This window comes from Streptomyces sp. NPDC031100 (assembly GCF_055570785.1).
The window spans coordinates 360,066-373,462 of the sequence record NZ_JBVIGN010000004.1 but is presented as its reverse complement, the minus strand read 5'-3'; the positions used below and the strand labels follow the sequence as shown (position 1 = coordinate 373,462).

The following is a 13,397-nucleotide window of genomic DNA, read 5'->3' as shown; positions in this document are numbered from 1 at the left end:
CGGCTCCTGTACTGCTGGGGAAGGGGAAGGCGGGCGACCAAAAACGCCGGTCCCGGGCGCACCCCGGCGAAGGGATACGACCGTGGACCGGCGAAATGGGGCTCGCTACTTCTTGGAGCCGGCAGCAGCCTTGCCGAAGCGGGCCTCGAAGCGGGCCACACGGCCACCGGTGTCGAGGATCTTCTGCTTGCCCGTGTAGAACGGGTGGCACTCGGAGCAGACCTCGGCCCGGATGGTGCCGGACTCGATGGTGCTACGGGTGGTGAACGACGCGCCGCAGGTGCAGCTGACCTGCGTCTCGACGTACGCGGGGTGGATGTCGCGCTTCAAGGTGTCTCCTAGATTTCGGGAGGGCGCCGGGTCGCTGCCGCGGGATGCGGAAGCGTGAACCGGAGCCGACGTACCAGTCTGCCAGGACTGGCGCCATCCCCCAAAACCGGGGGTACAGGCGATCTATTCCCGCACCTCACGAGGCGCTGACAACGCCCTTGGCTTCGCCGGTCGCCGTTCCCTGTGTGGCCGCCTTCGGGATCGGGCGGTCGTTCTTCAGGGCGTCCCAGACCTGCTGGGCCTTCGTCTTCGCCACCAGGACCCGGTTGGGGTTGGCCGGGTCGTAGCGGACCGGCAGCGTCACCATCCTCATGTGGGACGAGCTGATGCCCTTCAGGCCGCCGGCGAAGTCGGCGAGGCGGCCCACCGAGCCGAGGTCGGAATCGGTGGTGACGGCCTTGGTCGCGGTGTCGGCGAGGTCGTACAGCTTCTTGGGGTTGCTGAAGACGCCGACCTTCTCGACCTGGTCGAGCAGCGCCTTGACGAAGGCCTGCTGGAGCTGGATGCGGCCCAGGTCGGAGCCGTCGCCGACGCCGTGCCGGGTGCGGACCAGGCCGAGCGCGTGCTCGCCGTCGAGGGTGTGCGTGCCGGCCTTGAGCTTCAGGTGGCTCTGCGGGTCGTTGATGTTCTTGGTCGTGGTGACCGGGACCCCGCCGAGGTCGTCGATGAGCTTCTGGAAGCCGGAGAAGTCGACCTCCAGGTAGTGGTCCATGCGGATCTTGGTGAGGGACTCGACCGTCTTGACGGTGCAGGCGGCGCCGCCGGTGGAGTACGCCTCGTTGAACATCACGCCGGACGCGGCCGGGTGCTTGGTGCCGCTCGTGTCGGTGCACGTGGGGCGGTCGATGAGGGTGTCCCGCGGGATGGAGACCACGCTGGCCTTCCTGTGGCCCTCGTAGACGTGGACGATCATCGCCGTGTCGGAGCGGGCGCTGCCGTCGTCGGTGCCGCCGCCGAGCTTTTTGTTCGTCCCGGAGCGGGAGTCGGAGCCGAGGACCAGGATGTTCTCGGAGCCGTTGTCGACCTTCTGCGGGCGGTCTGCGCCGAGCGCCTGGTTGATGTCGACGCTCTTGAGGTTGCCGTTGAGCTTGAAGTAGACGTACCCGGCGCCCGTACCCGCCAGCACGACCACGCCCGCGGCCGTCCAGGCCGTGGCCCGCAGGGCCTTGCTGCTGGTGCTGCGGGCCTTGCGGCGGCGGCCCTTGCCCCGGCGAACGGGGCCGGTCTCGGCCGGCTCCGGTATGCCGGACTCCGGCGTGCTCTCGGCGGACACGTCACTCCTAGGTCTCGTCCGGTCGGTACCCCCTGCATTCAGGGTCGGGTGCGGTCGTCGTCGCACCATCGTCGCTCTGCCTGGTCAGACGGAGAAACTCGGGAAAGGGTTGCACAACGCACCGTGCCCACCGCGTACAGCGATGGGCACGGTGCGTAACCGAGTGAAACGGGATGAACCCCGCTCACCTGCGTTTTCAGCTGAACAGGTCGTACACCTGGAAACCGGTGCCGACCGAGACACGTGTGGCAGAGATCTCGCCGGCGGCCCCTGCCGACCGTGCCGGGCAGCGCAAAGGGCCGCTCCCCGTCACTGGTGGACGGGGAGCGGCCCTGACTCCCTGGGGCGCGGTGACTAGTCGCCGTTGCCCGGAGCCGGCGTCGTCTTCTGAATCTGCATCAGGAACTCGGCGTTCGACTTCGTCTGCTTCATCTTGTCGAGGAGCAGTTCGACCGCCTGCTGCTGGTCGAGGGCGTGCAGCACCCGGCGCAGCTTCCAGACGATCGCGAGCTCGTCGCTGGCGAGCAGGATCTCTTCCTTACGGGTACCGGACGCGTCCACGTCCACCGCCGGGAAGATGCGCTTGTCGGCGAGCTTGCGGTCGAGCTTGAGCTCGGCGTTGCCGGTGCCCTTGAACTCCTCGAAGATCACCTCGTCCATGCGGGACCCGGTGTCCACCAGGGCGGTGGCGAGGATGGTCAGCGAGCCGCCGTCCTCGATGTTGCGGGCCGCACCGAAGAAGCGCTTCGGCGGGTACAGGGCGGTCGAGTCGACACCACCGGACAGGATGCGGCCGGAGGCCGGCGCGGCCAGGTTGTACGCACGGCCCAGACGCGTGATCGAGTCGAGCAGCACGACGACGTCGTGGCCCAGCTCCACCAGGCGCTTGGCACGCTCGATGGCGAGTTCGGCGACCGTGGTGTGGTCCTCGGCCGGGCGGTCGAAGGTCGAGGAGATGACCTCGCCCTTGACCGACCGCTGCATGTCGGTGACCTCTTCCGGACGCTCGTCGACGAGGACGACCATCAGGTGGCACTCGGGGTTGTTGTGCGTGATCGCGTTGGCGATCGCCTGCATGATCATGGTCTTGCCGGTCTTCGGCGGGGCCACGATCAGACCGCGCTGGCCCTTACCGATCGGCGACACCAGGTCGATGATGCGGGTGGTCAGCACGCCCGGGTCCGTCTCCAGGCGGAGGCGGTCCTGCGGGTAGAGCGGGGTCAGCTTGTTGAACTCCGGGCGGCCACGGCCGTGTTCGGGCGCCATGCCGTTGACGGAGTCCAGGCGGACCAGCGCGTTGAACTTCTCGCGGCGCTCGCCTTCCTTGGGCTGACGGACCGCGCCGGTGACGTGGTCGCCCTTGCGCAGGCCGTTCTTGCGGACCTGGGCGAGGGAGACGTACACGTCGTTCGGACCCGGCAGGTAGCCGGAGGTCCGGATGAACGCGTAGTTGTCGAGGATGTCCAGGATGCCCGCGACGGGGATCAGGACGTCGTCCTCGGCCAGCTGCGGCTCGGCACCCATCTCGTCGCGGCCACGACGGCCACGGCGGTCGCGGTAGCGGCCGCGACGGCCACGGCGGCCGCCCTCGAAGTCGTCGTCGTCCTGCTGCTGCCGGTCCTGGCGTCCGCCGCCCTGCTGGCCCTGCGGCTGGCGCTGCTGGCCGCCCTGCTGCTCGTCGCCCTTGCCGCGGCGGTCACGGTCGCGCCCGCGCTCACGGCGGTCGCGGCGGCCACGGCCCTCGCCGTCACCGGCGTCGCCCTTGGCCTCGCCCTGCTGGGGCTGCTGCGCGGGCGTCTCGGCCTTGGGCTCGGCCTTCGCCTCGGCGGCAACGGTCTCGACGCTGCTCGCGGCGGCCGGGCTGCCCGCCTCGGCGGTGGCGCGGCGGCGACGGCGCTCGGCCGGCGCCTCTTCTCCCCCACGCTCGGCCTCGGTCCCGCGGGAGGTGCCCCCGGCGGGCTGGCCGGGAATCTCGATCTGCTGCTGGGCCACGGCCTTCTCGGCAGGGGCCTCCGCGGCCTTCTCCGCCTTCTTCTCGGCGGCGCCCTCGCCCGTACGGGCCTTCGAGGTGGCCCGGCGCTTGGGCTTGGTCTCGGTGGCGGCCTCGGCCTTGGGAGCCGCGCCCCCGCCGGCCTGCGCCTCCTTGATGACCTCGATCAGCTGGCTCTTGCGCATGCGCGCGGTGCCCCTGATGCCGAGGCCCGAGGCGACCTGCTGCAGCTCGGCCAGCACCATGCCCTCGAGGCCGGTACCGCGGCGCCGCCGGGAGCCGGCACCGGTGGCAGGCGCGGAGGCGTCCGTGGCGGGCGCGGCAGCGGTCTCCTCGACACGTGCGCCCATCAGATCGGTGGTGTCGCTCACGAAGGGTCCTTCCCTGGAGCGGACGTCGGCCTGTCTGGCTCGGCGACCGGTTGTGCTGTCCGGCTACGGTCCTGTCTCTGCGAACCGTGCCGGGGCGGTGGTCCGCCCAAAGCGGCGGAAGAGATTTGCTGGTGATGGCGCTTCCGCGAGCCGTGGCACCCAGTGTCACGTGGCGTGGTAGCACCGATTCCGGAGCGTGCCCGGTGTCCCGCTCAATGCCCGCATACGACGTACTGCCCAGGTACGGCGCACGGAACACGGAGTGGCTCGGGAGGCTCCCGGAAGGATGTCTGTCCCGGACGGGGACACGAAGCACCTCGCCATGGTGGGGTCGGGTGCAGACTTGAGGTTAACACTACCGGATCCAACAAACATTCCCCCTCTCCAAATCCGGCAACCGCGTGTCAGGTCGCAAGCGGCAGCACGCTCGCTCCCTGGACGTCCAGGCGCAGCCGGTTGGCGGCCCAGTCGGTGCCGGCCAGGGCCTCCACCTTGTCGGCGGTGTCGGCGTCGGCCAGGGCCATGACGGTGGGCCCGGCGCCCGAGATGACCGCCGGGATCCCGTCCGCCCGCAGCCGCTCCACCAGCGCGGCGCTCTCCGGCATGGCCGGGGCGCGGTACTCCTGGTGGAGACGGTCCTCGGTGGCGGGCAGCAGCAGCTCGGGGCGCCGGGTGAGGGCCTCGACGAGCAGGGCGGCACGGCCCGCGTTGGCGGCGGCGTCGACGTGCGGCACGGTGCGCGGGAGCAGGCCGCGCGCGGTCTCGGTGAGGACCGGCTTTCCGGGCACGAAAACCACCGGAACGATGGAATCGCTGGGCTCCATCCTGATCGCCCGGGCGGCGCCGGCCTCCATCCAGGACAGGGTGAAGCCGCCGAGCAGACAGGCGGCCACGTTGTCCGGGTGGCCCTCGATCTCGGTGGCCAGCTCCAGCAGCGCGGCGTCGTCGAGCCGGGCCTCGCCGCCTATGGTCACCGCGCGGGCGGCGACGATGCCGGCGCAGATGGCGGCGGAGGAGGAGCCCAGGCCACGGCCGTGCGGAATGCGGTTGGCGCAGACGATTTCGAGGCCGCGGGGTTGTCCGCCCAGCAGATCGAAGGCGGTGCGCAGGGAGCGGACGAGCAGGTGACTCTCGTCCCGGGGCAGGGTCTCGCTGCCCTCACCCGCGATGTCGATGTGCAGCCCGGAGTCGGCCACCCGGACGACGACGTCGTCGTAGAGCCCCAGCGCGAGGCCCAGGGCATCGAAGCCCGGGCCGAGATTGGCGCTGGTGGCGGGAACGCGCACCCGGACGGCGGCGGCGCGGAACGCTGGACCGGCCATCGCTCGTTGACTCTCCTTGAGCTGCGTGACTGTCGAATGACATCCGATGGACTCGAATGCCGCTCGGTGGAATCGATGGACATTCGATGGCGTACGAAGACCCGTCGGGGCGCGGAGACGGCACGGTCCCGTGCCCACACGCAGGGGCATATGCGGTAGGCGGGTTCGATACAGCCTATCGAAGGAAGGTTCTGTGGCGACATAGGGCGCACAGGAGGCGCACGATGCGTGTCGTAAGCCCCCTGTGCCACCCCTGGAGGGATCGCCCCTCGTCAGACGGCTGTCAGACGAGCCCGAGCCGCTGCGCGGCGGTCGCCGCGTCGACCGGGACGGTGACCGGCTGCGGGGCGCCGGCGACGGCCCAGTCGGGGTCCTTCAGACCGTTGCCGGTCACGGTGCACACGATGCGCTGCCCCGGGTCGACCTTGCCCTGCTCGGCGGCCTTGAGCAGACCGGCCACGGAGGCGGCGGAGGCGGGCTCCACGAAGACGCCCTCCTGCGCGGCCAACAGCCGGTAGGCGCGCAGGATTTCACGGTCCGTCACCTCGTCGATGGCACCGCCCGACTCGTCGCGCGCAGCGAGGGCGTACTGCCAGGAGGCCGGGTTGCCGATGCGGATCGCGGTGGCGATCGTCGAGGGGTCCTTGACGATCTCGCCGCGCACGATCGGGGCACTGCCGGAGGCCTGGAAACCCCACATGCGCGGGGTCTTGGCGGAGATGCCGTCGGCGGCGTACTCCTTGTAGCCCTTCCAGTAGGCGGTGATGTTGCCCGCGTTGCCGACCGGGAGGACGTGGATGTCGGGCGCGTCGCCGAGCATGTCCACGATCTCGAAGGCGGCCGTCTTCTGGCCCTCGATCCGCACCGGGTTGACCGAATTGACCAGCGCCACCGGGTAGTTCTCGCTCAGCGCGCGGGCGAGCGTGAGGCAGTCGTCGAAGTTGCCGTCGACCTGGAGGATCTTCGCGCCGTGCACCAGGGCCTGGCCCATCTTGCCGAGCGCGATCTTGCCCTGCGGCACGAGCACGGCGGAGACCATGCCCGCGCGGACGGCATACGCGGCGGCCGAGGCGGAGGTGTTGCCGGTGGAGGCGCAGATGACGGCCTTCGCCCCCTCCTCCTTCGCCTTGGAGATGGCCATGGTCATACCGCGGTCCTTGAAGGACCCGGTGGGGTTGGCCCCCTCCACCTTCAGGTGGACCTCACAGCCCGTGCGCTCGGAGAGCACCTGCGCGGGCACGAGGGGCGTGCCGCCCTCGCGGAGCGTCACGACCGGCGTGGTGGCGGAGACCGGCAGCCTGTCCCGGTACTCCTCGATGATTCCGCGCCACTGGTGGGTCATTGCTGGTTACTCTCCTTCAACCCGCATGATGCTGGCGACACCCCGCACGGTGTCGAGCTTGCGCAGCGCCTCGACGGTCCCGGTCAGGGAGGCGTCGGACGCGCGGTGGGTGACGACGACGAGGGAGGCCTCGCCGTCCTTGCCCTGCTGCCGAACCGTATCGATCGACACCCCGTGCTCGGCGAAGACGGTCGCGACCTGGGCGAGTACACCCGGTTTGTCCGCGACGTCGAGGCTGATGTGGTAGCGGGTGACGACCTCGCCCATGGGCGAGACGGGCAGGGCGGCGTACGCCGACTCACCGGGCCCCGTTGCGCCGTTGAGCCGGTTGCGACAGACGGCGACGAGGTCGCCGAGCACGGCGGAGGCGGTCGGGGAACCGCCGGCGCCGGGGCCGTAGAACATGAGCTGCCCGGCCGCGTCCGACTCCACGAAGACGGCGTTGTACGCGCCGCGCACGGAGGCGAGCGGGTGGCTCAGCGGAATCATGGCGGGGTGCACGCGCGCGGTGACGGACGCCCCGTCCTCGGCCCGCTCGCAGATGGCGAGCAGTTTGATGGTGCAGCCCATCTCCTTGGCCGAGCGGAAGTCGGCCGCGGTGACCTCGGTCATGCCCTCGCGGTAGACGTCGTCCAGGCGCACCCGCGTGTGGAAGCCGATGCCGGCGAGGATCGCGGCCTTGGCGGCGGCGTCGAACCCCTCGACGTCGGCGGTCGGGTCGGCCTCCGCGTACCCGAGGGCGGTGGCCTCGTCGAGGGCCTCCTGGTAGCCGGCCCCCGTGGAGTCCATCTTGTCGAGGATGAAGTTGGTCGTCCCGTTGACGATCCCCAGCACCCGGTTGACCTTGTCCCCGGCGAGGGACTCGCGCAGCGGCCGGATCAGCGGGATGGCACCGGCGACGGCGGCCTCGTAGTAGAGGTCCTTGCCGTGCTCCTCGGCGGCGGCGTGCAGAGCCGCCCCGTCCTGGGCGAGCAGCGCCTTGTTCGCGGAGACGACGGAGGCGCCGTGCTCGAAGGCGGTGGTGATGAGGGTCCGGGCGGGCTCGATCCCGCCGATGACCTCCACCACGACGTCGAGGTCGCCGCGTTTGACGAGGGCGGTGGCGTCGGTGGTGACGAGCTCGGCGGGGATGCCCTCACGGACCTTGGAGGGCCGCCGTACCGCGACGCCCGCGAGCTCGACCGGGGCCCCGATCCTGGCGGCGAGGTCGTCGGCGTGCGTCGTCATGATGCGCGCCACCTCTGAGCCGACCACTCCACAGCCCAGCAGCGCCACCTTCAGCGGACGCGTACGCATCATCCGACCTCGTTTCCTCATACCTACGGTTGGACCAGTCTCACTCACCGGACGGCAGTTTCTACCCTTCGTCCGGATCGTGAGACATCAATTTCATTTCACCGGGCCGGAAGACCGGAGATCTTACGGCCCGGATTTCCTGCGGTTTCCGTTGTTTCTCAGCCGACGTCGAGACGCAGGAGGTCGTCCTCCGTCTCACGCCGGACGATGACCCGGGCCTCGCCGTCCTGCACGGCGACGACGGGCGGCCGGAGCACGTGGTTGTAGTTGCTGGCCATGGACCGGCAGTAGGCACCGGTGGCCGGTACGGCGACGAGGTCACCGGGTGCCAGGTCGGCCGGCAGGAACGCGTCCTTCACCACGATGTCCCCGCTCTCGCAGTGCTTGCCGACGACCCGGGCGAGCATGGGCTCGGCGTCGCTGGTGCGGGAGACGAGGGCGACGCTGTACTCGGCGTCGTACAGCGCGGTGCGGATGTTGTCGGACATGCCGCCGTCGACGGAGACGTACGTCCGCAACCCGTCGAGCGGCTTGACGGTGCCGACCTCGTACAGCGTGAACGCGGTGGGACCGACGATGGCGCGCCCCGGCTCGACGGAGATCCGCGGGGTCCGCAGCCTGGCGGCCTCGCACTCGCGCGTGACGATCTCGTTGAGCGCCTTGGCGATCTCGTGCGGCTCGCGGGGGTCGTCGTCACTGGTGTAGGCGATACCGAGCCCGCCCCCGAGATCGATCTCCGGCAGCTCGACCCCGTGCTCGTCCCGGATGTCCTTCAGCAGCCCGACCACACGATGGGCGGCGACCTCGAAGCCGGACATGTCGAAGATCTGCGACCCGATGTGCGAGTGGATACCGGTCAGCTCGAGCCCGTCGAGCTGCAGCGCCCGTCGCACGGCCTCGGCGGCCTGCCCGCCGGCCAGCGGAATCCCGAACTTCTGGTCCTCGTGGGCGGTGGCGATGAACTCGTGCGTGTGCGCCTCGACCCCGACCGTGATCCGGATCTGGACCTTCTGCCGCTTGCCGAGGGACTGGGCGATGTGCGCGACCCGCACGATCTCCTGGAACGAGTCGAGGACGATCCGCCCGACGCCGGCCTCTATGGCCCGGGTGATCTCCTCGACGGACTTGTTGTTGCCGTGGAAGGCGATCCGCTCGGCGGGCATGCCGGCGGTGAGGGCGGTGGCCAGCTCACCGCCGGAGCACACGTCCAGATTGAGCCCCTCCTCGTTCAGCCACCGCACGATGGCACGCGACAGGAAGGCCTTGCCCGCGTAGAACACGTCGGCGTCGGCGCCGAAGGCGGTACGCCAGGCACGCGCCCGGGCACGGAAGTCGGCCTCGTCGAGGATGTAGGCGGGCGTACCGAACTCCTCGGCGAGCCGGGTCACGGGAATCCCGCCGACGGTCAGGACACCGTCGTCGTCCCGGCCGACGGTCTGGGACCACACCTTGGGATCGAGGGCGTTGAGGTCGGCGGGCGGGGCGTAGTAGTGCCCCTCGGGCAGGACGTCGGCGTGGCGGGGCCCGGCGGGATGGGCGGAACGGCTCATGACGTGGACTCTCAGACTCTCTGTCTCTCTCCGGGGCTCATACGGGCGTCCGTATGCCCTCAGAGATGTTCGGGTGCGTCGATGCCGAGCAGGGACAGGCCGCCGGCCAGCACCGTCCCGGCGGCTTCGGCGAGCGCGAGCCGGGCCCGGTGGGCGGCCGAGGGTTTCTCCTCGCCGCGCGGCAACACGGCGGGCAGAAAGGGCAGGACGGCATCGGCGACGGTGACGAGATGCCGGGCGAGCCGGTCCGGGGCGCGATGGGTGGCGGCCGCGGTGAGGATACGGGGGTGGTCGGCGAGGGCGGTGACGATGCCGCGCGCCTCAACGGGCCCGGGCTCGGCCCCGAACCCGAGGCGGCCGGCGTTACGACGAACAGCCCGGACACGAGCATATGCGTACCGCACCCGGAACAACGGATTGCTCTCCCGCTGCACGAGATGGTCGGCGGTGATCCGCGGCCGGTCGTGCGGCGCGGGATGGAGCAGGGCCCACTGGGCGGCGTCGGCCCCGAGCGGAGCGGGATCCTCCGGCGCCGGCACGGGCCGCAGATTCACGGGTTCACCGTGCTCGACCTCACCGCGCCCGCCCTGGGTCGCGACGATCCGCACCACGGCATCGGCGACGACCTCGGCACGGACCTCGTAGGGAATGCGCAGGACGACCACCTGCCCGGCAAGGGCGTCACTCCGCCCGTACTCCGCGCCGCGCTCACGGACCTCCCGTACGACGGCGAGGGCGAGGTCGGCCCGCTCCCCCAGGGTGATGTTGAGGAACCCGGGCCCGGTGACGACGACGTCCTGGATCCCCTCGGCACGGATGAGATGGGCCCGCAGAATCTCGGCAACCTCCCGCGGCTGCTTCCGGGCCCCCCGGGCGAGCTGGAGCGCGACATTGGTGGCGAAGTCCCCACACCCCCCGGCCCCCGGCTCGGTCACCACGACCCGCTCCGGCACGGTCACACTCAGCTCCCCCTGAGCAACAGCACAACGCACCGCGTGCAACACGGTGCGGGAGAGCTCGACGGGGGTCACGGCACAAGCGTAGGGGAGGTGGGGGGTGGGTATGCGAGGTGGTTTGTGTCGGGGTGGGGCGCGGAGTCGGCCGAGCCCGTTCTGCTACCCGCCGTACGAGACCCCATCGGTCACCTCATCCGGAACCCCACCATCCGCACCGCCTCCGTCCCCATCCCCCTCAGTCTCCTCTCCCTCCCGATCCCTGCCCCCGGGCCTCCGCTCGATGAGGTGCTTGACGAGCCGGACGAGCTCCGAGGGTTCGAAGGGCTTGGCGAGGAAGGCGTCGACGCCGACGTCGAGACCGGTCTCCACCTCGTACTGCGTGCACGCGCTGATGATGGCGAGGGGAAGATCATGTGTCCGGGGGTCGGCACGGAGCCGAGCAGCGGTCCGCAGCCCGTCCAGCCGGGGCATGACGACATCCAGCGTCACGACATCGGGCCGCACCTGATGCACCACATCCAGACACTCGGCACCATCGGCCGCGGTCACGACCTCAAGCCCCTCCAGCTCGAGATTGACCCTGATCAGCTGCCGGATGACCTTGTTGTCGTCCACAACAAGCACCCGACCCGACGCGCCTGGCACAAGTCGAGAGTAGGTCCGGACCGGCCACCGCGTCCGGGTTTTCCCCACTTCCAACCCCCGCGAGGGACCCACGCCGCGCCCTGCCCGACCGCTCCCACCCTCACCGGTGAACCCGCCCCCGAGCCACCCCGGGAAACCCGTTCCTGATCACCCCGAAAGACCTGCTAGGGTTCTACTCGTCGCCGCAAGCAAGAAGCTCAGCGCCCGACACGCCCCCGTAGCTCAGGGGATAGAGCAACGGCCTCCGGAGCCGTGTGCGCAGGTTCGAATCCTGCCGGGGGCACTCGCCGGACCACCTCCCAAATTTGGGATGTGACCAGGGCGGATGCCGACAGAAGAGGGCGGGAGTCAGTCTCACTGACTCCCGCCCTTTCTCGTTGTCTCCCGCAAGGATGGGCCCCTGCTTAGGCCCTTGGGCGTGGCGACAATTCGGGCAACGTCGATCCGGTATCCGTCGCCGAGACGCCGAGCGGGCCGCCGGACATGGCGGCGCCGTAGCTCACCGTCCTGCGCTGCTTCGCGCAGGACGGCTATGCGAGGTATACGCCAGGGCGAACGTTGCCTGGTGCCGCACTACGTGGCGGAGATGCGGCGGCCACCTCGGCGCTCGGAGTTGCCACCGCCGGTGCCGGCAGCGCCTCGCGAGGCTTCGCCGGCCTTGGCCCGTCGGCCGGATCCGCGGACCATCTTCCCCGAGGCGGCGCCGGCCGCAGCCCTGCGGTCGGAACTGCGGCCGCCCGCGCCATCGGCACCACCGGCGGCCCCGCCGCCTGCCGCCCGGCGCGCAGAAGCGCGCCCGCCGGTTGCCGAAGTACCACCAGCCGCTGCCGCCCCGGCCGCGACCCGGCGGTCCGAGCGCCGGCTCCCCGTCCCGGTGGCCGCACCTGTCGCAGCCCCGGCCCCGCCGCCGCTTCGGCGTCGGCGGCTGGACCGCCTGCCCGGCTCGGTGCCGGTCTTCCGGTCCGGGCGGGGCGCCGTCGGTGTCGTGGGCTGGGGGACCTCGATGGTGACGGGCACACCGGAGGGCTCGCGGGCGCCGGTGATGGTGGCCAGTTGCGCGTCGCTCGACGTGATGCGGGCCGTCCGGGGGCGAATGCCCGCGTCCGACATGAGCCGGGTGACGTCCCGTTTCTGGTCGGGCAGGACCAGTGTGACCACACTGCCGGAGCCGCCGGCGCGAGCCGTGCGGCCGCTGCGGTGGAGGTAGTCCTTGTGGTCGGTGGGGGGATCGACGTTCACGACGAGGTCGAGGTTGTCGATGTGTATGCCCCGGGCTGCGACGTTCGTCGCCACCAGCGCGGTGACCTGGCCGTTCTTGAACTGATCCAGGGTGCGGTTGCGCTGTGGCTGGGAGCGGCCACCGTGCAGTGCCGCCGCGCGGACACCGACGGCCAGGAGCCGCTTGGTGAGCCGGTCGGCAGACCTCTTGGTGTCGAGGAAAAGAATGACCCGGCCGTCCCGGGCGGCAATGCGGGTGGTGACGGCCTTCTTGTCGGTCTCGTCCTGGACGTGGAGCACGTGGTGCTCCATGGTGGTCACCGCTCCCGCGGACGGGTCCACGGAGTGCACCACGGGGTCGGTCAGGAACCGCTGCACCAGGCGGTCGATGTTGCGGTCCAGGGTGGCCGAGAAGAGCATCCGCTGTCCGTCGGGCCGCACTTGCTGGATCAGCTTGGTGATCTGCGGCAGGAAGCCCATGTCGGTCATCTGGTCGGCTTCGTCCAGCACCGTGATGCGTACGCTGTCGAGCACGCAGTCGCCCTGTGCCACCAGGTCGTTGAGCCTGCCGGGGGTCGCCACGAGCACCTCGGCGCCGCGCCGGAGTGCCGTGGCCTGCTTGGTGATGGACAGCCCGCCGACCACGGTGGCCATCCGAAGGTTCACAGACGTCGCGTAGGGGGTCAGCGCTTCTGTCACCTGCTGGGCGAGTTCACGGGTGGGTACCAGCACGAGGGCGAGGGGTGCCTTGGGCTCCGCGCGCAGTCCGGCCGTGCGGGCCAGGAGCGCCAGCCCGAACGCGAGGGTCTTGCCGGAGCCGGTACGTCCCCGGCCCAGCAGGTCACGGCCGACGAGCGAGTTGGGCAGCGTGGCGGCCTGGATGGGAAAGGGGGTGGTCACGCCTTGCGCGGTGAGGGTTTTCAGCAGCCCCGCCGGCATGTCCAGACCGGCGAAGTCCTCGACGGCGGGAAGTGCGGGTGTCGCGCTTTCCGGCAGCCGGAACTCCCTCGGCGACGATGTGGAGGGCGGGGGTGACGAGGGGCGCCGGTTCGACTTCTGGGGCCTGCGGGACATGCAGTTTTTGCCTTCCTGGAAACAGCACAA

At 70.5% G+C, this 13,397-nt stretch carries 10 protein-coding genes and 1 tRNA gene; 1 reads left to right on the top strand and 10 read right to left on the bottom strand.

Features of this window, described 5'->3' with window-relative positions; all coding sequences use genetic code 11:
* Positions 1–105: 105 nt before the first annotated feature.
* From rpmE to ACZ5DS_RS13540, 9 genes are all read right to left on the bottom strand, one after another.
* Complete coding sequence (gene rpmE, locus ACZ5DS_RS13580; protein ID WP_014675000.1) at positions 106–330, bottom strand: 50S ribosomal protein L31; 225 nt, start codon at positions 328–330, stop codon at positions 106–108.
* A 136-nt stretch (positions 331–466) separates the two neighbouring features.
* Positions 467–1,603, bottom strand: coding sequence for an LCP family protein (locus ACZ5DS_RS13575; protein ID WP_468237201.1), 1,137 nt, complete (start codon positions 1,601–1,603; stop codon positions 467–469).
* A gap of 354 nt (positions 1,604–1,957) precedes the next feature.
* Positions 1,958–3,964, bottom strand: coding sequence for a transcription termination factor Rho (gene rho / locus ACZ5DS_RS13570; protein WP_468237198.1), 2,007 nt, complete (start codon positions 3,962–3,964; stop codon positions 1,958–1,960).
* Positions 3,965–4,368: 404 nt separating this feature from the next.
* Positions 4,369–5,286, bottom strand: a complete 918-nt coding sequence (gene thrB / locus ACZ5DS_RS13565; RefSeq protein WP_468237195.1) for a homoserine kinase — start codon at positions 5,284–5,286, stop codon at positions 4,369–4,371.
* 283 nt (positions 5,287–5,569) lie between these two features.
* The gene (thrC, locus tag ACZ5DS_RS13560) at positions 5,570–6,628 is read right to left on the bottom strand and encodes a threonine synthase (RefSeq protein ID WP_468237193.1); all 1,059 of its coding nucleotides are present in this window, start codon (positions 6,626–6,628) and stop codon (positions 5,570–5,572) included.
* A 6-nt stretch (positions 6,629–6,634) separates the two neighbouring features.
* Complete coding sequence (locus ACZ5DS_RS13555) at positions 6,635–7,927, bottom strand: homoserine dehydrogenase (protein ID WP_468237191.1); 1,293 nt, start codon at positions 7,925–7,927, stop codon at positions 6,635–6,637.
* A gap of 155 nt (positions 7,928–8,082) precedes the next feature.
* Entirely contained in the window at positions 8,083–9,474 is a 1,392-nt protein-coding gene (lysA, locus tag ACZ5DS_RS13550) for a diaminopimelate decarboxylase (protein WP_468237188.1), read from the bottom strand.
* Between the two features lie 59 nt (positions 9,475–9,533).
* Complete coding sequence (gene nrtL / locus ACZ5DS_RS13545; RefSeq protein WP_468237186.1) at positions 9,534–10,505, bottom strand: ArgS-related anticodon-binding protein NrtL; 972 nt, start codon at positions 10,503–10,505, stop codon at positions 9,534–9,536.
* An 84-nt stretch (positions 10,506–10,589) separates the two neighbouring features.
* Entirely contained in the window at positions 10,590–11,123 is a 534-nt protein-coding gene (locus ACZ5DS_RS13540; RefSeq protein ID WP_468237184.1) for a response regulator, read from the bottom strand.
* 163 nt (positions 11,124–11,286) lie between these two features.
* Here ACZ5DS_RS13540 and ACZ5DS_RS13535 point away from each other — a divergent pair.
* Positions 11,287–11,358: transfer RNA gene (locus tag ACZ5DS_RS13535), tRNA-Arg, on the top strand.
* Between the two features lie 290 nt (positions 11,359–11,648).
* On the opposite strand, the gene ACZ5DS_RS13530 is transcribed toward ACZ5DS_RS13535, so the two are convergent.
* Positions 11,649–13,367, bottom strand: a complete 1,719-nt coding sequence (locus ACZ5DS_RS13530) for a DEAD/DEAH box helicase (RefSeq protein ID WP_468237181.1) — start codon at positions 13,365–13,367, stop codon at positions 11,649–11,651.
* Between the last annotated feature and the right edge of the window lie 30 nt (positions 13,368–13,397).